This is a genomic window from Pollutimonas subterranea (genome assembly GCF_002849655.1).
Lineage (GTDB): Bacteria > Pseudomonadota > Gammaproteobacteria > Burkholderiales > Burkholderiaceae_B > Pollutimonas > Pollutimonas subterranea.
Genome location: NZ_PDNW01000001.1, coordinates 270,597 through 296,183, shown reverse-complemented (window position 1 = coordinate 296,183; position 25,587 = coordinate 270,597). Strand labels below are relative to the sequence as shown.

Here is a 25,587-nt window from a genome sequence, read left to right as displayed (position 1 = left end):
AAGAAATGAAGCCTTCTTCCAGCGACTCTATACTAACGTGTCTGGAGAACAACCGCGAATCGGCCTCATGAAACCCATAGACAAAAAACAGTTGTTGGTCGTGTGGCATTCCCGCACGGGCGCAGCGCAACAAATGGCCCAGGCTGCCATGAAAGGCGCCCAGACTGTGGCGACCGAGCTTGAATCCATGGATCGCCTGAATATTGTCGTGAAACAAGCTTCCCAGGTCGACGCGACCGATCTGCTGGACGCAGACGGTTTCGTATTTTGCGCACCGGAAAATCTCGCATCGCTGAGCGGTGCCATGAAGGAGTTTTTCGATCGCAACTACTATGCAGTATTGGACCAACTGAATGGCAGGCCCTACGCGATCATGATCAGCGCGGGTTCAGACGGCAGCGGCGCGGCACGCCAAGCTGAGCGCATCTGTACCGGCTGGCGCTTGCGCCTGATAGCGCCGGCGCTGATAGTGAATACCGATGCCCAGACCCCGCAAGCGATTACCGCGCCGAAAACCATTACCGTGGATGATTCGACGGCATGCGAGACGCTGGGCGGAACACTGGCCGCCCTACTGCTGTAGCAGTATTACCTAACTTAGGCTAAAGCTGCCGTAACCACGATTTCGACCTTGAAGTCGGGATTGGCGAGCCGGGCTTCGACGGTTGCGCGTGGAGGCGCGTTGCCCGGCGCAACCCATGCATCCCAAGCCTTGTTCATGCCGTCGAATTCTTTCATGTTGGTGATGAAGATCTGAGCCATCAGGATGCGTGATTTGTCGGTACCCGCGGTGGCCAACAGGCGGTCAATAGTGGCCAGCACCTGAGCCGTCTGCCCCTGTATATCCAGGGACCCGTCATCGGGCACCTGCCCGGCCAAATAGGCGACACCGTTATAGACCGCCATATCTGAAAGCCGTTTTTCAACATTGACCCGTTCCACTTCGCTCATAGCCGCACTCCTTTTTATTGAAATTCAATTCGGGACGATTATAAGTGCAGATCCTGCCATACAGGGAAACAGTCTAGGACATTTGGCAGGGCTGAGTCGCCAGGCCCGGCCGACAGCCCGTGGGCAGGCCAGCGGCCAGGGGTCGATTCAAGGTGGAGGGAGCTGGAAGACCTGCCGCAGGTAGGCAAGGTAAGCGGGGTCGTCGCACATGGTTTTCTCGGGCGCATCCGACACCTTCGCGACGGGCTGGCCATTGCAGCGCACCATCTTCATGACTATCTGCAGAGGCTCATGACCAAGGTCATTGGTCAGGTTGGTGCCTATGCCAAACGAAACCTTGCATCGGCCCGCGAAACGCTTGGCAAGTTCGATGGCACGCGGAATTGTCAACGCATCGGAAAACACCAGGGTCTTGGTACGCGGGTCGGCGCGATTGGCCACGTAGTGCGCCAACAGACGCTCGCCCCAGTCGAATGGGTCGCCGGAGTCGTGCCGCGCGCCATCGAACAACTTGCAAAAGTACATGTCGAAGTCACGCAGGAAGGCGTCCATGCCATAGACGTCGGACAAGGCGATTCCCAGGTCGCCCCGATACTCCTTGGCCCACACCTCAAGCGCAAATACCTGGGAATCGCGCAGGCGCGGCCCCAGGGCCTGGCATGCCTGCAAGTATTCATGACCCATCGTACCCAACGGCGTCACTCCATGTTTCATCGCCAGGCGTACATTGCTGGTGCCGGCAAAATGCTGCCCCATCTGGGACTTCATGGTAAGGACGACTTCTTCGTGCCATTTCTTCGAGAAACGCCGGCGTGTGCCATATTCCGCGACGCGAAAATCGGCCAGGGCCGGGTCGTCGTTGACCAGCTGCATTTTGGACTGCAGGCGCTTGCGGCCTTCTTCCCAGGCGGGATCGCGACATACGTTACGAAAATAGACTTCGTTGACGATGGCCAGGACGGGAATTTCGAACAGAATCGTATGCAGCCATGGACCTTTGACTGAGATATCGATTTCGCCCGCCGCCGCCCCCGCCGACACGGTAATGCACTTTTCCGGCATGCGAAACAAACCAAGAAAATCGACAAAGTCGCTTTTCATGAAACGCAGGCTGCGCAAATAGTGCAATTCCTCATCCGTGAACTGCAATTGGCAGAGCTCATGGATCTCGCTGCGTATTTCGTCGAGATACGGTTGCAAATTTACGTTCGGCGTGCGGCATTTGTAACGATACTCTACTTGCGCCGCCGGAAAATGATGCAGCACCACTTGCATCATGGTGAACTTATAGAGATCGGTGTCAAGTAACGAAGTAATAATCATCGCATCACATAAAGTGTTTTGATTACCATAGCACAGAGCATGTCCCCCGCGGACGCCGGCACGGCGATTCAAGCTGAAAGCCTCCTTTGGCGAAAGGTCAATTCGGGCTTACCTCGATTTATTGGGTAAAATGCAACATCTGATGTTGGAGTCCTGAAATGACACATGTGGTTACCGAGAACTGTATCAAATGCAAATTTACTGACTGCGTCGATGTCTGTCCGGTAGACTGCTTCCGCGAAGGCGCCAATTTTCTAGTGATCGATCCCGACGAGTGCATCGATTGCGCGGTCTGTGTGCCGGAATGCCCCGCCAACGCCATATTTGCGGAAGAAGATGTTCCCCAGGATCAAGTGCAATTCATTGCGCTCAATGCCGAACTTTCCCCGGAATTCGGCATGATCAATCGATCCAAGCAGCCTCTGCCAGGCGCCGACGACTGGAATGGCGTTGACGACAAATTGAAGCATCTGGAACGCTGAAGCGCCCCCACGCGAAACTTGTCCGCTATCCGCCTCCCGTCTACGAAACCGTATGCCCGTGCCAAATTGGCGGCTGTGCGGTGCCGCCCACGTCTTTTGTTGCACGCGTCCAACAAACTGAGAGCTTTTTTTCGCATCATCACGGTGCGTGGGCACGCAGCATGCCTGTAAGATGGTCAGGATGACGTTGTGCCTCGGCTTTATGGCCGTGGAAATTACTGGCAATTTAGATTATTTTGTGATTAGCTTATGTAAAGACCTTGTTAGCAGCCAACACGGGCTGTAACAGACCGCTACTTCGGAATTCGCTTACTAAGGCTACCACATGCTGTATGACCTACATGAAATTCAGCGCGCGTTCTTAACGCCGCTTGCCGCATTCACTGACACCGGTTCGCAGATCTTCTCGCACCCGTACAGTCCCTTCGCCTATACGCCGGTATCCCGGCAAATTGCTGCCACCTACGAACTCGTCCACCGCCTGGGCAAAGACTACGAGAAACCGGCATGGGATCTTCCCACTACCCGAATCGCTGGAAAGGACGTCGCCGTCACGGAAGAAGCTGTCGTACAAAAGCCGTTCTGTAATCTGATTCATTTCAAGCGTGGGAACGGAAATAGCACCAGTGCCGATCCGCGCGTATTGCTGGCTGCGCCGCTGTCCGGCCACCATGCCACCTTGTTGCGCGACACAGTACGGGCCCTGCTGCCCAATCACGACGTCTACGTCACCGATTGGGTCGACGGGCGCATGGTGCCCGCTGCCGCCGGCCCGTTCCACCTGAATGACTACGTCAAATACATACAAGAATTCATTCGCTTCCTAGGACCCGACGTCCATGTGATATCGGTCTGCCAGCCCACCGTACCGGTTCTGGCCGCCATTTCCTTGATGGCCGCCAACAACGAGCCAAGCCTGCCCCGCAGCATGGTGATGATGGGCGGCCCTATCGATACTCGCAAATCACCGACGCAGGTCAACCGGCTTGCTACCACCAAACCTTATTCATGGTTTGAAGACAATCTCATACACCGCGTCCCTACACGGTTTCCCGGAGGCGGACGGCCCGTATATCCGGGCTTCCTGCAACACGCCGGCTTTGTCGCCATGAATCCCGATCGTCACTTGCGTTCGCACTACGATTTCTACCAAGACTTGCTCAAAGGCGACAACGACGACGCCGAATCCCATCGCAAGTTCTACAACGAATACAACGCCGTCCTTGATATGCCCGCCGAGTTCTACCTGGACACCATCAAAATGGTCTTCCAGGAGCACCAGTTGCCCTCGGGAACCTGGGAAGTCGATGGGCAGAAAGTTAATCCGGCAGCCATTACTTCGGTTTCCCTCCTCACTATCGAGGGCGAGTTTGATGACATCTCGGGCGAAGGCCAGACACGTGCCGCGCAGGACTTGTGCAGCGGCATTGAAAGCAGCCGCAAAGAACACTACACCGCTGCCGGCTGCGGGCATTACGGCATCTTCTCGGGTCGACGCTGGCGCGAAACGATATGTCCTAAAATAGCGGAATTCATACGCCGCCCTGCCGTCTAGGGGCCTGTGGCTCTTTCCAGAAATCGGGGCCCACGGCCCCGATTTTCTTTTCCCTATGTCTTCTTTATCTCTTATCGATCGCATTGATGCGGTACTGCCGCAAACCCAATGCACCAAATGCGGCTATGACGGATGCAGGCCGTATGCGCAAGCTATTGCGATCGACGGTGCGGCCATAAACCGCTGCCCGCCTGGCGGCCAGGCGGGCATCAAGGCGCTTGCCGCACTGCTGGATCTCCCCGCACTGGCGCTCGATCCCCAGTGTGGCGAACACCTGCCATTGACCGTAGCCCTCATCGACGAACCACACTGTATAGGGTGCACGCTGTGTATCCAGGCCTGTCCCGTTGACGCGATCGTGGGTGCCAACAAGCTGATGCATACCGTCCTTACTGATCGTTGCACTGGTTGCGACTTATGCGTCGCATCCTGTCCGGTTGACTGCATCGCCATGGTGCCCGCAGCCGGCGAATGGACGCCGGCACTGGCCAACGCCGCAAGAGAACATCATCAACAGCGGCAACGTCGCCTCGATGCCTCGCATGAGGAAAGCTTCGGCCTGGCCGCCCGCACACTGGCCAATAAGGCGCCCTTGTCTCTGGCAGCCGGCACGGACGCGGCAAGCCGACAACAAGTAATCGCCGATGCGCTTGCACGGGCGCGCGCGCGCCGTCAAAAACAATGAATAACGCAAAGCGTGTCGAGATTTTCCGGCGCCTGAAAGCGGCCAATCCTTCGCCCACCACAGAACTCGAGTACGAGAGCACGTTCCAGCTCTTGATCGCCGTCATCTTATCGGCCCAAGCGACGGATCGCGGCGTAAACCTCGCAACACGAAAGTTTTTCGCCGATCACGGCACGCCTGAAGGGTTGCTGGCCCTGGGCTTGGACTGCCTGACCGACCACATCAAAACCATAGGCTTGTACAAGACCAAAGCCAGCAATGTCATAAAAACCTGCCAGATGCTGGTTGACCACTACCACGGCGAAGTGCCCGACGACCGGGACGCGCTGGAGTCCTTGCCGGGCGTTGGGCGCAAAACAGCGAATGTGGTGTTGAACACCGCCTTCGGCCATCCCACCATTGCCGTCGATACCCATATCTTCCGGGTGGCCAACCGTACGCATATTGCGCCCGGCAAGAACGTCGTCGACGTAGAACAGAAGCTGCTGCGCGTCATTCCCAAGGAGTTCCTGCTGGACGCCCATCATTGGCTGATCCTGCATGGACGCTACATATGCGTGGCGCGCAAACCCAAATGTCCCCAGTGTGGAATATCCGATCTATGTGAATACAAGGACAAAACACCCGCCTGCTGAACTATTTCGGGTTCACCTATGAAAAACCCCCATAGTCTTCTCGAATGCAAGCCCTCATACTTCGGCCCTATCCTCTCTCGTTTTTCACACCGACTGGCTGGTTATGAGCGAATACATTCTAGAAACCAAGAACCTGGTAAAGGAGTTCCGCGGCTTTATTGCCGTGAAGGACGTCAATCTCCAGGTCAAGCGCGGCACCATCCATGCATTGATCGGGCCCAACGGCGCCGGCAAGACAACTTGCTTCAACCTGCTCACCAAATTCCTTACGCCCACCTCGGGCAAGATCTTCTTTAACGACCACGAAATAACTCATGAAAAGCCAACGCAAATCGCGCGTCGTGGCGTCATCCGTTCATTTCAGATCTCTGCGGTTTTCCCTCAACTTACCGTGCTGGAAAACGTACGCATTGGTTTGCAACGCGCCACCGGCCTTTCCTACCACTTCTGGCGCAGCGACAAAGTGCTCCATAGCCTCGAAGGCAAGGCCCTCGATCTATTGAAGCAAGTCGACCTGGCCGAGTACGCCAACGAGTTGACCGTCAACCTGCCGTACGGACGTAAGCGGGCATTGGAAATCGCCACGACGCTGGCGATGGAACCCGAACTCATGCTTCTCGACGAACCCACGCAAGGCATGGGTCATGAAGACGTAAGCCGCGTCACAGAACTTATCAAGAAAGTCAGTGTCGGGCGCACGATACTCATGGTCGAACATAACATGAAGGTCGTTTCACAAATTGCCGACAAAATAACGGTACTTGCGCGTGGCGCCGTACTGGCCGAAGGCACCTACGAAGAAGTATCAAGCAACGCTGGCGTCATGGAAGCCTATATGGGCACCACGACCGGCGAATTAGAAGGGGCCCACGGATGAACACCGCCGCTCTCGAAATATCCAATCTGCACGCCTGGTATGGCGAATCACACGTCCTACATGGCGTCAATCTCACCGTCGCACCAGGCGAAGTGGTGACCCTGCTGGGTCGAAATGGCGCCGGGCGAACCACCACGCTCCGGGCCATCCTGGGCCTTACCGGCACACGCAAGGGCTCCATTCGCGTGCAAGGCACTGAAACCATCAACCTGCCCACCTACCGCATTGCGCATCTGGGTATCGGATACTGCCCCGAAGAGCGCGGCATTTTTGCCGGGCTATCCTGCGAAGAAAACCTGCTTCTGCCCCCGACCGTGGGCAACACGCTGGGGGGTGGCATGTCGCTCGCCGAAATCTACGAGATGTTCCCCAATCTCGAAGAACGCAAGCATTCGCCCGGAACCCGGCTTTCCGGCGGCGAACAACAAATGCTGGCAGTGGCGCGCATACTGCGTACCGGCGCCAATCTATTGTTGCTGGACGAAATATCCGAAGGCCTGGCCCCCGTCATCGTGCAGGCGTTGGCGCGCATGATCACCGCCTTGAAGGCCAAGGGCTACACCATCATCATGGTCGAGCAGAATTTCCATTTCGCCGCGCCTTTGGCCGATCGTTTCTATGTCATGGAACATGGCCAGATCGTGGAACAATTTCACTCAGACGAACTTCAAGCCAAACAAGATGTGCTCAACACGCTACTCGGCGTCTAACACTTACAAACGCCGGACACCGGCACAACAAAATCAGGAGACTCTTTCATGAAATTGCGCACACTAACCGCTGCACTCGCTCTCGCCGGCCTTACGATGGCCGCTCCAGGGCAAGCAGCAGGCATATCCGACGACGTTATTCGTATCGGCTTCATTACCGATATGTCGGGCTTGTATTCCGACATTGACGGGCCTGCCGGCGCAGAGGCAATCCGCATGGCCATCGCTGACGCAGGTGGCGAAATAAACGGCAAGAAAATCGAATTGCTGGTTGCCGACCATCAGAACAAGGCCGACATCGCCTCGGCCCGCGCACGCGAATGGTTTGATGAAAACAAACTCGACGTCCTCATAGGCGGCACCAGCTCGGGCACAGCGCTAGCCATGGCCGGTGTAGCGGCTGAAAAGAAAAAGCCATTCATTGGCGTGGGACCCGGTGCGTCCGATCTTACCAATGCCCAATGCTCGCCTTATACCGTTCACTACGCTTACGACACCATTGCGCTGGCCCGTGGCACCGGATCCGCTGTCGTGAAGAATGGCGGAAAGTCATGGTTCTTCCTGACGGCCGATTACGCATTTGGCCACGCGCTCGAGCGTGATACCGCTGCTGTGGTCAAAGCTTCGGGCGGCGAGGTGAAGGGCGCAGTCAGGGCCCCGCTGTCAACGTCCGACTTCTCGTCATTCATGCTCCAGGCCCAGTCCTCGGGCGCGAAAATTTTGGGCTTGGCTAACGCGGGCGGCGACACCATCAATTCCGTCAAGGCCGCCAAAGAGTTCGGCATAACCAACACGATGAACCTGGCCGGCCTGTTGGTGTTCATCAACGACATTCATGCGCTTGGACTGGAAAACACGCAAGGCATGTATCTGACCAGCGGCTGGTATTGGGACAAGGACGACGCTTCCCGCAAATGGGGCGAACGTTTCTTCGAAAAGCACAAGCGTATGCCGTCATTCCTGCAAGCGGGCGACTATTCCGCCGTCAACTTCTATCTGCAAGGCGTCAAGGCCAGTGGTACTGATGATGGCGATGCCTTGATGAAATGGATGAAATCCAACAAGGTCAACGACTTCTTCGCCAAGGACGGCTATGTACGCGAAGATGGCCGCATGATCCACGATATGTACCTCATGCAGGTCAAGAAGCCATCCGAATCCAAAAAGCCTTGGGACTACTACAACATCGTCGAGACACTGCCAGGCGATAAAGTCTATGCATCCCTCGAAGAGTCCACCTGCAAATTCATCAAGAAATAAATTCCATTTCACATGAAAGGCGATGCTCCAGGCTGCATGCGGGAGCATTGCCGTTATTGCTCGAAACATACCCGGCTTGTCAGGATTTCCCATACATATGACTGAACTATTCGGCATACCTATCCAGGCTCTACTTGGCCAGCTACTGCTGGGCTTGGTGAATGGATCTTTTTACGCAGTACTATCGCTCGGCCTGGCTGTCATATTCGGTCTGCTGAACATCATCAATTTTGCCCACGGCGCCCTCTACATGCTGGGGGCTTTCCTGGCCTGGATGGGGCTTGCATACCTCGGCTTGAACTACTGGATCATGCTCGTGGTCACGCCGCTGGTCGTCGGGGCATTCGGCATACTCCTCGAACGCACGCTGATCCGCCACCTGTACAAGCTCGACCATCTGTACGGCCTGCTGCTTACCTTCGGCATTACGCTGCTGCTGGAAGGCCTGTTTCGCAGTATGTACGGCGTGTCGGGGCAACCCTATTCCACACCCGCCCTCCTGGCAGGCGGCGTGAACCTGGGCTTCATGTACCTGCCCATTTATCGCGGCTGGGTCGTCGTTGCGTCGCTCATCGTGTGCTTTGTCACGTGGTTCGTCATCGAAAAAACACGTCTGGGCGCATTGCTGCGGGCCGGCACAGAAAACCCCAAACTCGTCGAAGCATTCGGTGTAAATGTGCCACTGGTCGTCACGCTTACCTATGGCTTTGGCGTCGGCCTGGCTGGCTTTGCCGGCGTGCTCGCCGCTCCCGTCATGCAAGTATCACCGCTTATGGGCTCCAACCTCATTATCGTGGTCTTCGCGGTCGTTGTTATCGGCGGCATGGGGTCTATTCTTGGCTCCATCATCACAGGCTTGGGGCTGGGCATAATTGAAGGCCTGACCAAGGTGTTCTGGCCCGAAGCGTCCAATACTGTTGTATTCATCATTATGGTCATTGTCTTGCTGCTGCGCCCTGCAGGTTTATTCGGGAAAGAAAAATGAATCGTCAATTGATAGGCTATTTACTGGTTGCGATCATTATTGCCTTCCTGCCGGCAATAGGGGCCTACCCCATTTTTGTCATGAAGGTGATGTGCTACGCCCTTTTTGCATGTGCTTTCAACCTCTTGCTGGGCTACACAGGCCTTCTGTCATTCGGCCACGCCGCGTTCCTGGGCGGAGCCGCTTACGCTACGGGGCACTCTCTTGCCGTATGGGGTCTTCCAACCCTGGCTGGCTTGCTGTTTGGTACCGGCGTGGCAGCGGTACTAGGCCTGTTGATGGGCGCCCTGGCCATACGGCGCAGTGGCATCTACTTCGCCATGATCACATTGGCGATGGCGCAAATGGTGTTCTTCTACTTTCTTCAAGCGCCGTTTACTCACGGCGAAGACGGGTTGCAAGGCATACCACGCGGCAACATTTTCGGGCTGGACCTAAGCAACGACCTGAATCTGTACTACTTGGTCATGTTCATCTTCATCCTGGGCTTTGCCATATGCTGGCGCACCATCAATTCGCCTTTCGGCCAGGTTCTCAAAGCCATCCGTGAAAACGAACCGCGAGCAATCTCTTTGGGCTATAACGTCGACAATTTCAAGCTGCTGGTGTTCGTGCTGTCTGCGACGCTTGCAGGCCTGGCCGGCGCAACCAAAGCGCTCGTGTTCGTATCCGCCACGCTGTCGGATGCAACGTGGCAGATGTCTGGCATGGTCATTCTCATGACGCTGATCGGTGGACTGGGAACCTTCACAGGTCCGGTGCTGGGCGCAATTATCGTCGTGATGCTTGAAAACAAAGTCGGCGAGTTCGGACGATTCTTGAGCCAGGCGACTGGCATCCAGTGGTTCCAGATCCTGGGCGAGTCGGTGACGATTGTGATCGGCCTCATTTTCATCATCTGCGTAATGGCTTTCCGCCGCGGAATCGTGGGGGAATTGATTCATCACTTCAAGACGAAAAGGGCCTAGTTGCTCTATCTTGGTGATGGGGACGGACGCCAAGGCGTCCGTTTTTTTATTGCTGGGCTGGCGGCTGATGGGCGGTATTTATCTCTGGGGAGATCTTGCTATTCACTGTCGTGCGTCATGGGGGCGGCCATGCGGCCACGCTGTTTCCTATTACACGTCGTGGGGGTGGTAGTGAAGGTACCCGCTTCTCGTGGCCTGGGTTCGGCGCCCTGCGCGCCGAACCAGCGTGGCTTGGCTCGTCCGCCCATACGGGCTACCTTCGCCGACAGCCCGCTGGGGCCCCGAAAGTCGCGGACACCTTCACCACCACCCCCGCGACTGCATTGAGCCAGTTGGCAGGACGCTGGAACCATCGGGTGCTTGACCTTCTGGCCGCGATGCCGGGCGGATAAGGAGCAGCAATTGCGCCGCCTTGTATGGCCCGCCTGCCGGGCCATACAAGGCATTGGCGGGGAATTATGTCACTAACTTTAAAACAGGTTGTAGTGCCTTGGACTTAGAGCTGCTCGTGAAGCTAAGAGAGAAGAATCCGAAAATGGTCAATCCTGGCCGACGAAGCTGTGTGTATCAGGCACAGTATTGTTCATCGTTCCGCGCTTCCTCAAGGCAACTTCCAATTAAGTGTCGGGAAATATCTTGCCGAATATCAGAAAGCATCTCACTACCCCTTGCGCCAGCAGTACTCTCCCGAATGTCGGGTGGCCGATCCGGCTGGATCGGCTGACCGACGGCGATGTAAGGTCTTCGGTGAGCAGGAACTACCCCGCCATGATGCCAAGCACTACCTGGGACGCGTCTTAATAGATAGAACGACTACGCAGAAAGGCTATGTGAAAGGACTACACCGCAGCGGCTTCAGCAGAAGCTGCCTTCCCCAACCCAAGATAGCTTTCAATCACCCGTGGATTACCGCTAAGCTCGCTCGCCCGGCCCTCCAGCACGACCTCGCCCGTTTCCAGCACATAACCGTAGTCCGCCACCTGCAAGGCAGCCCGGGCATTCTGTTCGACCAGCAAGATAGCAACACCGGTACTGCGCAGGCGCGAGATGATTTGAAAGATTTCGCGTACGATCTTTGGCGCCAGGCCCAGGCTGGGCTCGTCCAGCATCAACAGTTGGGGCTGGGCCATCAGCGCCCTGCCCACTGCCAGCATCTGGCGCTCGCCGCCCGACAGGGTGCCTGCTTCCTGGGTACGGCGCTCCTTCAAGCGCGGAAACAGGTCATAGACCTCGTGGATGGTCTCCTTCCAGCCATGCTTGCCGGCGCGATAAAGCCTGAACCCGCCCAGCAGAAGATTGTCTTCGACCGACATGCTGGCGAAGAGCTCGCGCTTTTCAGGGACCAGGGAAATTCCGTCAGACACCCGACGCTCGACCTGCCAGGAGCCGATCTCGGCGCCAAGATACTGGACGGAGCCGGCGCTGTTTCCGGACGCCGGCAGGCATCCCATAATGGAATTGAGCAGGGTTGATTTTCCGGCGCCGTTGCCGCCGATAACGGTCACGATGCTGCCACGGGTCACCAGGATATTGGCCCCGGTTACCGCATTGACCTTGCCATACCGGGCCGACAAGTCGGTCACCTTCAGGATCGGGTGCTTGGGCTTGTTTTCGCTGCTCATGGCCGTCCTCCTTGGGCAACACCTGCCGCTGCGGCGGAAGGCACACTGTCAGTCGTCGGTGTATCAAAATCAAAATCATCGTCTATGCCACCCAGGTACGCTGCCAGCACGGCGGGGTTCTGTTGCACGTCGACGGGCTTGCCTTCCGCCAGCTTGGTACCGAAATCCATGACGACCAGATGATCGGTAAGGTTCATAACGAAATCCATATCGTGTTCGACCAGCAGTATGCTCATGCCTTCCAGCCTTAGTTGGTCAAGCACTTTGGCCAGCTCCTGTTTTTCCTTGTAGCGCAATCCGGCGGCGGGCTCGTCCAGCAGCAATAGCACGGGATCAGCCGCCAGGGCGCGCGCGATTTCAAGAATCCGCTGTTGGCCCAACGCCAGGTTTCCGGCCTGTTCATATAAATAGTCGCCCAGCCCTACCCGTTGGAGCTGGGTTGCCGCCTCGTGCAAGAGCTCTGCCTCGTCGCGCCGATCCATCCGCAGGGCGGCCGACAACACGCCGACCTTGCTGCGCAAATGCGCGCCCAATGCCACATTCTCGAGCACCGTCATGCTGGGCAACAGTTGCACATGCTGGAAGGTACGGCCCACGCCCAGCCGGGCGATTTCACGAGATGGCAGGACGTCGAGGCGTTCGCCCAGAAACCGAACCTTGCCGCTGGTAGCAGGCAACACGCCGGTAATCAGGTTGAAGGTCGTGCTTTTTCCCGCGCCGTTAGGTCCGATAAGCCCCATGATCTCACCCGCTTTCAGTGCAAAGCTGATGTCGTTGACAGCAACCAGGCCACCGAATTCCTTGCGGATTCCCTCGACTTCAAGCACTAAAGAACCTTTCTCGGGACGTGGGCGCTTGGGAAGAGCCGGCGCGGACGGAGGCGGTGCAATGCGTCGGCGTTCGGTGCGCCCCGTCAGCATGTTCCACCACGAGGCAAGAATGGGCCAGACTCCATCGCGTGCGTACTGCAACACAAGTATCATCAATACGCCGAATACGATAAGCTCGAAATTGGACGTGGTATCAAGGATTTTCGGCAACACATTTTGCAACTGGTCTTTGAGAGTCAGGATCAGGCTGGAACCGAGCACCGCACCCCATACACTGCCGGCGCCGCCAACAACCGCCATGAACAGGTATTCGATGCCATAGTTCAGGCCGAATGGACTGGGACTGACGGCACGCTGCATATGGGCGTATAGCCAGCCGGAGACACAAGCCAGCAGGGCGGCATAGACAAAGATGATGACTTTGTAATTTGCCATGTTGATGCCGAACGACTCTGCCATGCCGCCACCGCTTTTGAGTGCCCGTATGGCACGACCGGGGCGGGAATCGAGCAGATTCCGGGTGGCCCACATCGCCAGCAATAGAGCGGCCCAGATCAGGTAATAGATATAACGGCCATCACCCATGGACAGCCCGAAGATTTGGATCGGTGCAATACCGGCGATGCCGTCATACTGGCCCAGGAACTGGAGATTTCCGAACAGATAGTACAAAGACAGCGACCATGCCAGCGTGCCCAATGGCAGGTAATGCCCGGATAGACGCAAGGTAATCGCGCCCAGCACATAGGCCACTACGAAGGTCACGGCAAGGCCTATCAGCAAGGCCACCCAGGGCGACCACCCTATTGACGTCGTGAGCCATGCGGTGGTGTAGGCGCCAATTCCCACGAAGGCGGCCTGACCGAAGGAAGTAAGGCCGCCCACGCCCGTCAACAGCACCAGGCCCAGTACGACCAGACTGGCCAGGCCCACATAATTAAGATGAGTAATCCAGAACTCAGGCGTGCTCGACACCAGGGGCAAACCCGCGAGCACCAGCACTACAACAAGCAGCAAAATACGATTCATGGCCTACTCCTCGTCGTCGCTATGATGAGCACCGAAGGAGCGCCACAACAACACGGGAATGATGAGCGTAAACACAATCACCTCTTTGTAGGCACTGGCCCAGAATGAAGAAAAGGCTTCCAGGATGCCGACGAATAAAGCACCGACCGCCGCAATGGGATAGCTGATCAGACCACCAAAAATGGCGGCCACAAAGCCTTTCAGGCCGATAAGGAATCCGGTGTCGTAATAAACCGTGGTCACGGGCGCAATGAGCATGCCGGACAACGCGCCGATGGCTGCTGCCAGCGTAAAGGTGAGGCTTCCCGACATATTGGTGCTTATGCCGACAAGGCGGGCGCCCCGCCGATTGACCGCGGTGGCGCGCAAAGCGCGGCCATACAGCGTCTTGCCGAAAAACACCCACAAGCCGATGATGAGCACGGCACACGTGCCCAGCACAAAGAAGGTCTGCGCCGACCAGCTTACCGGTCCCATTTGAATTTCGCCTTCCATGAAGGGCGGAGTGCGCCAGCCTTCGGCGCCGAAGAAGACCAGCGCCAGACCGGTGAGCGCGAAATGGACGGCTACCGAGATAATGAGCAACACCAGCACGCTGGCCTCGGCTACAGGCTGGTACACCAGCCTGTAGAGCATGGGTCCCAACGGCACGACCAGGGCCATGGAAAACAAGACATTGATCCACAGCGACGTGTCTTTGCTGACAATATAAGGAGCCAGCAGGTACAACACGACAGGAAGCAATAGTGTCCAGGCAGCGGTCTTGCCCATGCCCGTCCAGTTGCTGCTGCGCATTGCGGCAATCACTTCCACCGCGAACACCACAGCCCCAATAATGAGCAGGAGGTTGACGGTGCCCGGTATGCGGCCATTGACCATGAAGGCCAGGGTCAGCGCCCCGAAAGCCACGAACTCGCCCTGCGGTATGAAAATGACGCGCGTCACGACAAACACAAGCACCAGCGCCAGGCCCAGGAGCGCATAGATGGCCCCATTCGTGATGCCGTCTTGCAGCAGTATCAATAATATCGTTGAATCCATGTCGGACAACACCATAACAAGGGGTACCGGCGAGCCCGGCGCCCTACTTCAGGGGATAATAAATACCGGCCTGCGAGGCCGGTATTCGAATGCGCCAGAGCGTTCTCGCCTGCTCGACGCGAACAGGCCCGCTCGCATAGTGCGAACAGGCCTGAATAGTACCTTTTACAGGTCAGGCTGGTATGTCCATTTGCCGTCGACCACCTTGACCATGACGCGGGCGCGTTCGTCAAAGCCGGCATGATCGGTAGGGCTCATGTTGAAGACACCTTGCGAGGCGGGCAAATCCTTGATTTGCTCGATGGCGTCGCGCAAGGCCTGGCGAAACTGCGGTGTGCCGGGCTTGGCGCCGCCTTTCAGTGCCTGAGGGATGGCGGTGGAAACCAGCAGCCCCGCGTCCCACATGTGTCCGCCGAAGGTATTGATGGTGCCTTCGCCGTACTTGGCTTCGTATTTGGTTTTATATTCAAGCGCGCTTTTCTTGACAGGGTTGCTGTCAGGCAATTGGTCGGCGACCAGCAACGGGCCGGCCGGCAGGATCATGTCGTTACAGTCTTTGGCGCAGACCCGCAACACGTCGTTATTGGCAGCACCGTGCGTTTGATACATGATGCCCTTGTAGCCGCGGCTTTTCAGTTCGCGCTGCGGCAGCGCTACGGGCGTGCCGGAGCCCGCCACCAGGATGCCGTCCGGTTTGGCGGCGACAAGCTTGAGGGCTTGGCCGGTTACGCTGGTATCGGTGCGGCCGTAACGCTCGATGCCCACCATCTTGATACCCTTGGCCTTGGCGGCTTCGGTCATGACATTGAGCCAGCCTTCGCCGTAAGCGTCGCTATAGCCGATAAAGCCCAGGGTCTTCACACCCTGCTTGGCCATGGCGTCGGCCAGTGCACCGGCCATGAGCTGGTCATTCTGGGGTGTCTTGAACACCCATTTGCGCGCGCCTTCCACGGGTTCGACGATCTTGGCGTTTGCCGCCACACTGATCATGGGCGTACTGGTTTCGCCGGCTACGTCGACCATGGCCAGCGAGCCGGGCGTAACGGATGTACCGATGACGACGTCTACCTTGTCATCGGTAATGAGCTTGCGCATGTTCTTGACGGCAACGGTAGTGTCAGTCGCATCGTCGAGGACAATGTATTCAATCTTCTGGCCGGCAATTTCGGTCGGAAGCAAGGCGACCGTGTTGCGTTCGGGAATGCCTAGCGAAGCGGCTGGCCCCGTGCTGGCTACGGTGATACCCACCTTGATCTGCGCCGACGCAAGCATCGGCATGGCAAGCGCAACGGCTCCCGCCATCATCGAAAGCCGAAGTGACTGATTAAGTTTCATTGTTTTGTCTCCATGGGGCAGTGTCCGGCCGGAAATGGCAGCGGGGAAGTTATACAGAAAACACATCGTTCTTTGATTTAGCGTATCACGTGAAACCGGCAGAAAACATAGGTGTTTTCCATTTATGGTTTAAGGTTCTAGCAATTTTACGGATGATTCGCGATTATGGACAAAAATGGAAACAAAGTCTTTTAGGGGATTCCCTGCATAGACACTGCATAAAAAGTACCATGGAGTTGAACTTCTGCATGTGCGCAAAGTCGATTAACATGACAATTGATACATGCGTAGTCTTTATATAGGTGGTCACGTGAACAAGATCCACAAAACCGACGCCGAATGGCGAGCACAGCTTAGTCCCGAGGAATTCGCAGTCGCCCGGGGCAAGGGCACAGAGCGGCCATTTACCGGCCGATACTGGGATACCAGCCAGTCCGGCATCTACCGCTGCATAGGCTGCGGCACGGCGCTGTTCGCTTCCGATACGAAATTCGATGCCGGCTGCGGCTGGCCCAGCTATTTCGAACCACTCGACCCCGCCAATGTCCGTGAAGAGACCGATCGCAGCCATGGCATGGAACGCATCGAGGTGCTTTGCAATATCTGCGATTCGCATCTCGGCCATGTTTTTCCCGACGGCCCTCCCCCCACCGGCAGGCGCTATTGCATCAACTCGCTGTCCTTGAAGTTTGAACCTGTTAAATGAAGAAATTCCTTTTCGATCTTTTCCCGCTGATCCTGTTTTTCGTGGCGTTCAAGTTTTCCGACATCTATACCGCGACTGCGGTCGCCATTGCGGCGGGTATCGGTCAATTTATCTGGCTCAAGGCTACCGGCAAGGCCATCGAAGCCACCCACTGGATCAACCTTACCGTCATCGTCGTATTTGGCGGGGCTACGCTATTTTTCCATAATGATGCATTCATCAAATGGAAGCCAACCGTACTGTACTGGCTGTTTGCGTGCATTTTGCTGGGCGGAAAATGGTTTTTTGGACGCAACCTCATGCAGAAGCTCATGGGTGAAAAGGTAGCCATGCCGCCCCCCATCTGGGACAAGCTGAATTACAGCTGGGCCAGCTTCTTCGTGCTATCGGGCGCGCTGAACCTGTATGTTGCATTCTCGGGCACATTCACGGAAGCCCAATGGGTCAATTTCAAGGTGTTTGGCCTGATGGCCCTGTTGCTCCTCTTCGTCATTGCGCAGTCGATATGGCTGGGCAAGCACATGAAAGACGAAAACGAGCCGCTCACCGCCCTGCCGGCGTCCAAAGAAGAGAGATCCTGATGTCAACCGAACGTATGGACCAACTGAAAGAGCGCCTGCAAGCCCTGGCGCCCACACAACTCGACATCATCGACGAATCGCATTTTCACGCGGGCCATGCCGGCAGCAAGGACGGCGCCAGCCACTTCCGCATCGTGATCCGCTCGGATCAATTCACCGGCCTGTCCACCCTGGCCCGCCACCGACTTGTGTATGATCGCGTTCACGATCTAATGCCTTATCCCATTCATGCCCTGGCCATCGATGCCAAAGCCAATCAGTAAAAGGATCTACATGAAACGTCTCGCCGTATTTGCAGCAGCCTGCGCCATAGCCGTTCCAGCTTATGCGCAAACCGTCGCCACTGTTAATGGCCAAGCCATTACGCAAGCGAAGCTGGATCAATTTGTTGCCCTGCTGGTCAGCCAAGGCGCCCCGGACACGCCTGAACTGCGCACGCAGGTCAAGCAGGAAATGGTCAATCGCCTGGTTGCCGTTCAGGCCGCCGAAAAGGCCGGCATCGACAAGCAGCCCGCCGTTACCCAGGAAATCGAACTGGCCCGTCAAGGCATATTGGTTCGCGCGCTAATGGCGGACTACCTGAAGAAAAATCCCGTCACTGACGCCAAGATCCAGGCTGAATACGACAACATCAAGAAAGAGCAAGCCGGCAAGCAGGAATACAAACTACGCCACATTCTCGTCAAAGAACAGAAGCAGGCCGAAGACCTGACCGCAGCGATCAAGAGCAAGAAAACCACATTCGACGCGGCCGCCAAGAAAGATTCACTGGATCCAGGTAGCGGCAAGAATGGCGGCGATCTAGGCTGGGGGCCCGCCAGCAACTATGTGCCTGAATTTGCAGAAGCCGTCGAAGGGCTCAAGAAAGGCGAAATGACGACGAAGCCCGTGAAGACACAATTTGGCTGGCACATCATCCAGGTCGAGGATAGCCGTGAAGTCAAGTTCCCGGACCTTAAAGAGGTCAAGCCGCAAATTGAAGAAATGCTGCATCAACAGCAATTGGCCGAGTTCCAACAAGGCCTGATCAAGAACGCCACCATCAAGTAAGTCGCAATACTGAACCGTCACGCCCTTTGAACAAGCGCGTGACGGCGTAGTCAGGATAAACGGCCACCTTGGCGATATTCGGCAAGGTTCTACCATGTGAATGGTCCGTTATGCGATATCCAGCAGTGCTTTCAAGCCGTCTTCGTCCAGCACCGGCACGCCCAGTTCCCGGGCTTTCACAAGCTTGCTGCCGGCGTCCTCCCCCGCCACCACGTACGCGGTCTTCCTGGACACCGAACCACTGACTTTCCCGCCGGCGGCCAAAATATGGCGCGTTGCGTCGTCGCGTGTCCAGGTGGGCATGGTTCCGGTCAGGACGAGAGTTTTTCCCGCGAGGCGTTGCCGTCCGGCGGGCGCCGCCTCGGATGTAGGGTGGACGCCTGCGTTGGCAAGCGCCACAATCACTTCACGGTTGTGCGCCTCGGCGAAGAACCGGGTAATGGACGTAGCGACTACCGGCCCCACATCGTTTACCGCAAGCAACTGGGCTTCGTCGGCCACCATGAGCGCATCGATAGAACCGAAATGCCGAGCCAGGTCTCGCGCCGTGGTTTCGCCCACATGTCGTATACCCAAGGCGTACAACAGTCGCCCAAGCGCTGGCGTGCATGCCCGCTTCAACGCCTCGACCAGCTTCTCGGCCGACTTGCGGCCCATGCGTTCGTAAGATGCAAGTTCAAACACAGTCAACGTGAACAGATCTGCCAAGGACTTCACCCGTCCACTATCCACCAACTGGTCCACGAGTTTCTCGCCAAGCCCTTCAATATCGAGTGCCTTGCGACCCACAGCGTGAATTATGCTTTGCTTGCGCTGGGCCGCGCAGAATAAGCCGCCTGTGCAACGCGATATAGCCTCATCTTCCAGACGTTCGACTGCCGAGCCGCACACAGGACAAGCCTTTGGCGTCACGTACAGGGCGGCCCCTTCCGGACGCAATTCCAGCACCGGCCCCACCACCTCTGGAATAACATCGCCAGCCCGTCGAACTATGACGGTGTCGCCGATGCGTACATCTTTGCGGCGAATCTCGTCTTCGTTGTGCAGGGTCGCATTGGTAACCGTCACACCGCCGACAAACACCGGCTTCAGGCGAGCCACCGGGGTAATGGCCCCCGTACGTCCAACCTGCACATCGATACCGACCAGCGTTGTGGTTTCTTCCTGGGCCGGAAACTTGTGGGCAATGGCAAAGCGCGGCGCGCGGGCCACATAACCCAGAACGTCCTGGGCGGCCAGGGAATTCACCTTGTAGACCACGCCATCGATATCAAAAGGAAGTTGCGTGCGGGCGCTTCCTGTTTCCGCATAAAACGCCATGAGCCCGTCCGCGCCGTTGACAATCCGGCGGGCGTCGTTGACGGGAAGCCCGAACTCTTCGAACCAGTCCAGCATTTGCGCATGGGTCGAACGCGGCATGGAAGGCTGGCCAGCTTCTTGCTGGAACAGATCGGTGTGCCCACCATGACGAATGCGGATTTCGCCCCAGCCATAGGCAAAAAACCGCAACGGCCTGGTTGCGGTGATACGGGGATCCAGCTGGCGCAGGCTTCCCGCCGCGGCATTGCGCGGATTTACGAATATCTTTTCGCGACGGCGTTGCTGGGACTGATTCAGCGCCTCGAAGTCACGTCGGTGCATAAGCACCTCGCCGCGCACTTCCAGAACCTCGGGATAGTCGCCTGAAAGCTTTAAGGGCACGGATCGCAGAGTTCGAATGTTGCCGGTGACGTCCTCACCGGTCTGCCCGTCGCCGCGGGTGGCCGCCTGCACCAGGCGGCCCTGTTCGTAGCGCAGGGTAATGGCCAGGCCATCGAACTTCAGTTCGGCCACGTACTCGACCTGCCCTTTATCGCTGATCATGCCCGCCCCTTTCAGGGTATCGGTCACCCGCTTATCAAAGGCGATCACATCTTCCGGCGCAAAGGCGTTGCCCAATGATCGCATGGGAACGGCGTGCCGTACGCTATTGAAGGCAGCCAGGGGACCGGCGCCCACGCGCTGGGTCGGTGAGTCGGGCGTGATGAGATCCGGATGGGACTCTTCCAGCGCCACCAGTTCTTTCATCAGCCTGTCATAGTCGGCGTCGGAAATGATGGGCGCGTCCTGCACATGATAACGATGATTATGCCGGGCAATCTCGACGCGTAATTCATCCAGCCTTTGTGCGACCGGAATCCTGGAACCAGTGCTCACGAAAATACCCTTGCCGTGCGCTCCGTTCCGGCCTCGAAGCCTGCTTCGTGAAGACGCGTATAGAGCCCCAGAAGCTGCTTGTCGATGGCGTGGTCGGCGTCATGGTGCACAGGGTTGCCCTGATCATCCAGAAGCACGGCATCCAGCCGACCGGCCAGGTCGCGTCCCACGCTCGCCATGCGGCTGAATGCCTGCTCGTCGGGCGGACTATTGGGCAGGTCCAGCAACAAGTCGATGCGGTCCACGCCGGCAGATTGCACTTCTCTGGCATGCACGCCATCGAACAGCACGGTAAATCGCGGAACACCGGTATCGGCCATCCAAGCCAGTTGAGAACCATAGGGCAGAAAACCCACATCCTTGAGCACTTGATTGACCTCGCCCACCGGCTGAGTACCGGACAAACGCAGGGCCAGGCCCACTTGTGCATCCAGCCTGGCGCAGAGCTCGTCCAATTGAGCCGCACGCCCCATGATCTGCTCTTGTTCCGGGGCTTCGATTGCGCCATCGAATCGTTCGGCCAGGCGTTGAGCCATGGACCAGAGATGCGACCACTCGATATCCGTGAGCGGACCGCTACGATTGGCCAGCAATATCGACAACTGCATCGACACATAGTTTTCGTTGGGCCGCAATTTCGCCCGATGGCCACCGCCTTCGCGCTCGGCGAAGATGCGCACCGGCTTGTTACCCGCCTTGTGTATGGACTGAACCGCGGTTTGCAGTTGCGCGGTACTGACCGGCTGCGCAAAGTTGATGTCGATAACGACTTCACAACCCGGGTCCACTTCGGCCGGATCATCGGGAGCAAGCTCCTCGACCGGGTCGCGCAGACCAAAGCCAGGCTCACGCCTTCCCGGGGCGCTCGATACGCTACCCATCAAGGGATCATGCTCCCGCTCCGGAAAGTGTTCCTGCATCTTTTGTCGTATGCGCCTGTCTTGCCACCAATTAAACAGGAGCACGACCAGGATCAGTACAACGCCCAGGAGTATCAAACCGATTTGCAAATCACTCATTTGTCAGTCCGCCGTATCACCAAATATTTATGCATTTATGCCCGCCCGCAATCAGACCTCAGCAAGTTGCAGGGCCGAATCGATATCTACCGCCACAATACGCGATACACCTTGTTCCTGCATGGTAACGCCAACCAGTTGCTTGGCCATCTGCATCGCGATTTTATTATGCGAAATAAATAGAAATTGCGTCTGTTCACTCATAGTGCTCACCAGATTTGCATAGCGCTCGGTATTGGCGTCATCCAGCGGAGCATCCACCTCGTCCAGCAGGCAGAAAGGAGCGGGATTCAACTTAAAGAGAGCAAAGACCAAGGCAGTAGCGGTCAATGCCTTTTCGCCACCCGACAGCAAATGTATGGTGCTGTTGCGTTTGCCTGGCGGCTGGGCCATAACCTGCACGCCAGCGTCGAGAATCTCGTCGCCGGTAATAGACAGACGCGCCTCGCCGCCCCCAAAAAGACGCGGAAACAGTTCGCCGAAATGGAAATTGACTTTGTCGAAGGTGTCTTGAAGCAACTCGCGGGTTTCGCGGTCGATCCTGCGAATTGCATCTTCCAGGGTCTCGATGGCGGAGGTCAGGTCCTGATGCTGTGCATCCAGGAAACCTTTGCGTTCCCGCGCCGAATTCAGCTCGTCGAGCGCCGCCAGATTGACCGGGCCGAGCGCATCGACCACGCGCGAGATCCGTTGCACTTCGGATTGAAGCCAGCTCGTACGCTGCCACTCGTCGGGAAGCTGCTCAAGACGCTCTCGCAATGCCTGTCTGTCGACCTGTTGGGCATCCAGCTGTTCGGCAAACTGCTCGACCGCAAGCCGGGCAGCCTGCTCCTGAAGCTGCAGCTCCATGATGCGGGTACGTCGCGGCTCCAGCGAGCGTTCCAGCGTCAAACGCTCTTCGTCGGCGCCTCGCAGCGCCGCCGCCAGGTTATCCAGCTGAATGCGGGCGAGCGTAAGCGCTTCTTCACGTTCGGCACGCAATTCCAGCGCGTCCTGCAGGCCCGCCTGGGATGCCGAGGCATCGAGTTCGAATAGCTCACCCTGCAGCCCATCGAGTTCGGTTCCCGCGCGCCGGGCTTGATCGGCCGCCAGTTGCAGATTGCGATTCAGGTCTGCAATCCGTGTCTGCAGCGCGCGCTCGCTGAACTCGGATTCCTGCACCGCACGTTCCAGGTCGCGCAAATGCACGCGCGCTTTCTCGGCCTCCAAGGCAAGTTCTTCACCGGAGAGTTCGGCCCCGGAGTACCGTTCCTGATGCTCGGCCAACTGGACGTCCAGCACTTCGAAGCGCGCCTCGGCCTCTTCCTTGCCAGCCAGCAACTCCTCAGTCTGCAAGCCGATTTCCGCCATGTCTTCCCGGATGCGGGCCGCACGCTCGCCTGACTGTTCGGCCTGCTGTTGCAACCGCGAGTGCTCGAGCTGCATATCGTGAAGGCGACGGGTCAGCTCGGACAAGCGCTGGCGCGCCGGACCCAGCGCCTGCGAACCTTGCTGCCAAGCGTTCTCGGCCTGGCTCACGCCGGCGATCGCCTGATCGGCGATCAGTTGCCGCCCTTTCACATCGCGTCGCAGATTCTCGATCTCCTGCTGCCGTGCCAGCATGCCGGCCTGTTCGGAATCAGGCGCGTAGAAGCGCACGCTATGCATATCGACCAGATGCCCTTCCTTGACCACATACACGCCGCCTGACGGCAGTTCAGCCCGCGAGGCCAGCGCCTGGGCCAGGTCGGCACAAACATAAACCCTGTCCAGCCACTCCCCCAACAAGGTGAGCAGATCAGGGTCCGTAAGGCGCAGCAAGCCGCTTAGCGGCTTCAGGTCATTGGCAGGCGTCCTGGCCGTGGCGGCGGGCGGCACCTGATAGAACGCCAGGCGTGCCGGCGGCGCGTCGCTGGCAAAGGCCCGGGCATGCTCAAGCTGGCGAACCTCCAGTCCGCTCATGCGTTCGCGCAGCACGGCCTCTAAAGCTGTTTCCCAACCGGCATCGATATGAAGCTTTTGCCATAGGCGTCCCAGGCCGGCCAATTCATGGCGCGCCAGCCAAGGCTCAAGCGCCCCTTGCTTTTGCACATCGTCCTGCAAGGCGGTCAGGGCCGCAAGGCGCGCGTCCAGGCGTGCTACCGCCTGCGATGCTTCCTGTGAGGATACTTGTGCGTCGCGACGTTGTTCTTCCAGCGCGGGCAGGCGGTCTTCCAGCTCCAGCAACTGGCCCTGGGTTTCCTGGAGTTGCCCCTGCATGGCCGAAATATCGCCGGCCAGGCGCGCTATGTTGTCGGGGTCCGGTGCATTCAGGTTGCGCAAATCCTGTTCAAGCCGCTCCTTGCGCAGCTCCAGCGCCTGCAGTTGCCGATCGGCATCGCGCTGGGTTTGAGCGACCAGCGCCAAATCCTGCTGGACACGTGCCAGGACGCTACGCAGTTGGTCGCGAGTGACGGCGGCAAGGCGCAGCCTGCTCTCAATGTCGGGCAGATGCCCCTGAGCCTCTTCGGCGCGGGCACGAAACTCTTCGGTCCGCCCCGCGGACGTTTCGAGTTCGGCTTCAGCCTGGGCAATTTGTTCGGTGCAATGCGACTGTTGATCCGCCCACTCCTGCAACTGCGCCTGCAGCTGATCGCGACGTGCCTGCACTCGGTTGCGCGAATCCACCACGTGCCGAATTTCCGCCTCGAGGCGGCTTACCTGAGCGCCGGCTTCAAAAAGCAATCCCTGTGCGGCATGTACCGTGTCGCCGGCTGAATAATGCGCCTGGCGCCTGGATTCAAGCGCCGACTCGCCGGCACGCAGGCTGGCGGTAGCCGCTTCAAGTTCGGTTTGCGCTTGCTCGATCGCCAGGAATTTTTCCTGCTGGTCCCGGCGGGCGTTACTTTCCTTCAATAGCCATAGCGCATGCTGCTTCTGCTCGCCGTCTTCCTGCAAGGCGCGGTAACGCTGGGCGACCTCGGCTTGCGCCTCGAGCTTCTGAAGTTGATTCTCCAGTTCGCGCAGTATGTCTTCAACACGGATGAGATTCTCGCGCGTGTCGGCCAGGCGACTGCCCGTTTCCCGCCGCCGCTCTTTATAGCGCGACACACCTGCCGCTTCTTCGAGAAAAACCCTGAGCTCTTCGGGACGCGCCTCGATCAGGCGGTTGATCATTCCCTGCCCGATGATCGCATAGCCGCGCGAGCCGAGCCCCGTGCCAAGGAAAATATCGTGAATGTCGCGCCGGCGTACCTGCTGGTTGTTGACGTAGTAGCTGCTTGCCCCGTCACGAGTGAGCACACGTCTTACGGCAATCTCCGCATAGGTGCTCCATTGGCCGACCGCACGCCCTTCCGTGTTGTCGAATACAAGTTCTACCGATGCGCGGGCGGCCGGCTTGCGATGGCCCGAGCCGTTGAAGATGACGTCCTGCATGGATTCGCCACGCAGCTCCGATGCCTTAGTTTCTCCGAGTACCCAGCGGACCGCATCGATGATGTTGGACTTGCCGCAACCATTAGGTCCGACCACTCCTACCAACTGGCTGGGCGTGGGAATAACCGTCGGTTCGACAAATGATTTGAAACCGGCAAGTTTTATTTGGGTCAGACGCACAATAAGCGAGCATTAGAAGGAGTGGAACGACACGCCGGATGCCCGTTTCCGCGGATCAAAAAGACCTGCGGAAACCAGAGCGTAATGCTGGGCTGAGCGCCTCGTATGATAACGCACCGGGGCTAATTGATGACCCAAAAGAAACTACGTTATGATTTTCGGTTAACACAT

24 protein-coding genes are annotated in these 25,587 nt (G+C 57.6%); 15 read left to right on the top strand and 9 right to left on the bottom strand.

Going from position 1 to position 25,587, the window contains the following annotated elements; genetic code table 11:
• Positions 1 to 67 precede the first annotated feature (67 nt).
• Positions 68 to 583 carry a flavodoxin family protein gene (locus CR159_RS01380; protein ID WP_102072194.1) on the top strand — a complete coding sequence of 172 codons (516 nt, stop codon included), beginning with the start codon at positions 68 to 70 and terminating at the stop codon, positions 581 to 583.
• Between the two features lie 14 nt (positions 584 to 597).
• On the opposite strand, the gene CR159_RS01375 is transcribed toward CR159_RS01380, so the two are convergent.
• Complete coding sequence (locus tag CR159_RS01375; protein WP_102072193.1) at positions 598 to 951, bottom strand: RidA family protein; 354 nt, start codon at positions 949 to 951, stop codon at positions 598 to 600.
• Between the two features lie 147 nt (positions 952 to 1,098).
• Positions 1,099 to 2,274, bottom strand: a complete 1,176-nt coding sequence (gene pncB / locus CR159_RS01370) for a nicotinate phosphoribosyltransferase (protein WP_102072192.1) — start codon at positions 2,272 to 2,274, stop codon at positions 1,099 to 1,101.
• Between the two features lie 158 nt (positions 2,275 to 2,432).
• Between pncB and fdxA the strand changes: the two genes are divergently transcribed.
• The 10 genes from fdxA to CR159_RS21375 all read left to right on the top strand — a co-directional run bounded on the left by fdxA (position 2,433) and on the right by CR159_RS21375 (position 10,823).
• Positions 2,433 to 2,756, top strand: a complete 324-nt coding sequence (fdxA, locus tag CR159_RS01365; protein ID WP_102072191.1) for a ferredoxin FdxA — start codon at positions 2,433 to 2,435, stop codon at positions 2,754 to 2,756.
• A gap of 325 nt (positions 2,757 to 3,081) precedes the next feature.
• On the top strand, positions 3,082 to 4,311 hold the full coding sequence (locus CR159_RS01360) for a polyhydroxyalkanoate depolymerase (RefSeq protein WP_102072190.1): 1,230 nt from the start codon (positions 3,082 to 3,084) through the stop codon (positions 4,309 to 4,311).
• A 55-nt stretch (positions 4,312 to 4,366) separates the two neighbouring features.
• On the top strand, positions 4,367 to 4,996 hold the full coding sequence (rsxB, locus tag CR159_RS01355) for an electron transport complex subunit RsxB (protein ID WP_102072189.1): 630 nt from the start codon (positions 4,367 to 4,369) through the stop codon (positions 4,994 to 4,996).
• Positions 4,993 to 5,631: an endonuclease III gene (gene nth / locus CR159_RS01350; protein WP_102072188.1), complete on the top strand. Its 639-nt coding sequence runs from the start codon at positions 4,993 to 4,995 to the stop codon at positions 5,629 to 5,631. The genes rsxB and nth overlap by 4 nt, the downstream gene beginning before the upstream one ends.
• A gap of 103 nt (positions 5,632 to 5,734) precedes the next feature.
• Positions 5,735 to 6,508, top strand: a complete 774-nt coding sequence (locus CR159_RS01345; protein WP_102072187.1) for an ABC transporter ATP-binding protein — start codon at positions 5,735 to 5,737, stop codon at positions 6,506 to 6,508.
• Positions 6,505 to 7,218 (top strand): ABC transporter ATP-binding protein, encoded by a 714-nt coding sequence (locus tag CR159_RS01340; protein ID WP_102072186.1) that lies wholly within the window; start codon positions 6,505 to 6,507, stop codon positions 7,216 to 7,218. Before CR159_RS01345 ends, CR159_RS01340 begins: the two co-directional genes overlap by 4 nt.
• Positions 7,219 to 7,266: 48 nt before the next feature.
• Positions 7,267 to 8,478 carry an ABC transporter substrate-binding protein gene (locus CR159_RS01335; protein ID WP_102072185.1) on the top strand — a complete coding sequence of 404 codons (1,212 nt, stop codon included), beginning with the start codon at positions 7,267 to 7,269 and terminating at the stop codon, positions 8,476 to 8,478.
• 97 nt (positions 8,479 to 8,575) lie between these two features.
• Complete coding sequence (locus CR159_RS01330; RefSeq protein ID WP_102072430.1) at positions 8,576 to 9,463, top strand: branched-chain amino acid ABC transporter permease; 888 nt, start codon at positions 8,576 to 8,578, stop codon at positions 9,461 to 9,463.
• Positions 9,460 to 10,431: a branched-chain amino acid ABC transporter permease gene (locus CR159_RS01325; RefSeq protein WP_102072184.1), complete on the top strand. Its 972-nt coding sequence runs from the start codon at positions 9,460 to 9,462 to the stop codon at positions 10,429 to 10,431. Before CR159_RS01330 ends, CR159_RS01325 begins: the two co-directional genes overlap by 4 nt.
• Positions 10,432 to 10,526: 95 nt before the next feature.
• A complete protein-coding gene (locus CR159_RS21375; RefSeq protein WP_143705432.1) occupies positions 10,527 to 10,823 on the top strand; it encodes a hypothetical protein in 297 nt (98 codons plus the stop codon).
• A gap of 447 nt (positions 10,824 to 11,270) precedes the next feature.
• Here CR159_RS21375 and CR159_RS01320 read toward each other — a convergent pair whose 3' ends face one another.
• From CR159_RS01320 to CR159_RS01305, 4 genes are all read right to left on the bottom strand, one after another.
• Positions 11,271 to 12,053 (bottom strand): ABC transporter ATP-binding protein, encoded by a 783-nt coding sequence (locus CR159_RS01320; protein WP_102072183.1) that lies wholly within the window; start codon positions 12,051 to 12,053, stop codon positions 11,271 to 11,273.
• The gene (locus CR159_RS01315; protein WP_102072182.1) at positions 12,050 to 13,912 is read right to left on the bottom strand and encodes a branched-chain amino acid ABC transporter ATP-binding protein/permease; all 1,863 of its coding nucleotides are present in this window, start codon (positions 13,910 to 13,912) and stop codon (positions 12,050 to 12,052) included. The genes CR159_RS01320 and CR159_RS01315 overlap by 4 nt, the downstream gene beginning before the upstream one ends.
• A 3-nt stretch (positions 13,913 to 13,915) precedes the next feature.
• Entirely contained in the window at positions 13,916 to 14,953 is a 1,038-nt protein-coding gene (locus tag CR159_RS01310; RefSeq protein ID WP_102072429.1) for a branched-chain amino acid ABC transporter permease, read from the bottom strand.
• A 165-nt stretch (positions 14,954 to 15,118) separates the two neighbouring features.
• A complete protein-coding gene (locus CR159_RS01305; RefSeq protein WP_102072181.1) occupies positions 15,119 to 16,288 on the bottom strand; it encodes an ABC transporter substrate-binding protein in 1,170 nt (389 codons plus the stop codon).
• Between the two features lie 310 nt (positions 16,289 to 16,598).
• Between CR159_RS01305 and msrB the strand changes: the two genes are divergently transcribed.
• From msrB to CR159_RS01285, 4 genes are read left to right on the top strand one after another with little or no spacing between them, the layout of a single operon-like run.
• Positions 16,599 to 16,994, top strand: coding sequence for a peptide-methionine (R)-S-oxide reductase MsrB (gene msrB, locus CR159_RS01300; protein WP_102072180.1), 396 nt, complete (start codon positions 16,599 to 16,601; stop codon positions 16,992 to 16,994).
• Positions 16,991 to 17,575 (top strand): septation protein A, encoded by a 585-nt coding sequence (locus CR159_RS01295; RefSeq protein ID WP_102072179.1) that lies wholly within the window; start codon positions 16,991 to 16,993, stop codon positions 17,573 to 17,575. Before msrB ends, CR159_RS01295 begins: the two co-directional genes overlap by 4 nt.
• Entirely contained in the window at positions 17,575 to 17,838 is a 264-nt protein-coding gene (locus CR159_RS01290) for a BolA family protein (protein ID WP_102072178.1), read from the top strand. The genes CR159_RS01295 and CR159_RS01290 overlap by 1 nt, the downstream gene beginning before the upstream one ends.
• Before the next feature lie 10 nt (positions 17,839 to 17,848).
• Positions 17,849 to 18,625 carry a peptidylprolyl isomerase gene (locus CR159_RS01285; RefSeq protein ID WP_102072177.1) on the top strand — a complete coding sequence of 259 codons (777 nt, stop codon included), beginning with the start codon at positions 17,849 to 17,851 and terminating at the stop codon, positions 18,623 to 18,625.
• Positions 18,626 to 18,733: 108 nt separating this feature from the next.
• Here the strand turns inward: CR159_RS01285 and ligA are convergent, their stop codons facing one another.
• From ligA to smc, 3 genes are read right to left on the bottom strand one after another with little or no spacing between them, the layout of a single operon-like run.
• Entirely contained in the window at positions 18,734 to 20,821 is a 2,088-nt protein-coding gene (gene ligA / locus CR159_RS01280; RefSeq protein WP_102072176.1) for an NAD-dependent DNA ligase LigA, read from the bottom strand.
• Positions 20,818 to 21,840: a cell division protein ZipA C-terminal FtsZ-binding domain-containing protein gene (locus CR159_RS01275; protein WP_102072175.1), complete on the bottom strand. Its 1,023-nt coding sequence runs from the start codon at positions 21,838 to 21,840 to the stop codon at positions 20,818 to 20,820. Before CR159_RS01275 ends, ligA begins: the two co-directional genes overlap by 4 nt.
• Before the next feature lie 51 nt (positions 21,841 to 21,891).
• Positions 21,892 to 25,416 carry a chromosome segregation protein SMC gene (gene smc / locus CR159_RS01270; protein WP_102072174.1) on the bottom strand — a complete coding sequence of 1,175 codons (3,525 nt, stop codon included), beginning with the start codon at positions 25,414 to 25,416 and terminating at the stop codon, positions 21,892 to 21,894.
• Positions 25,417 to 25,587: the final 171 nt, after the last annotated feature.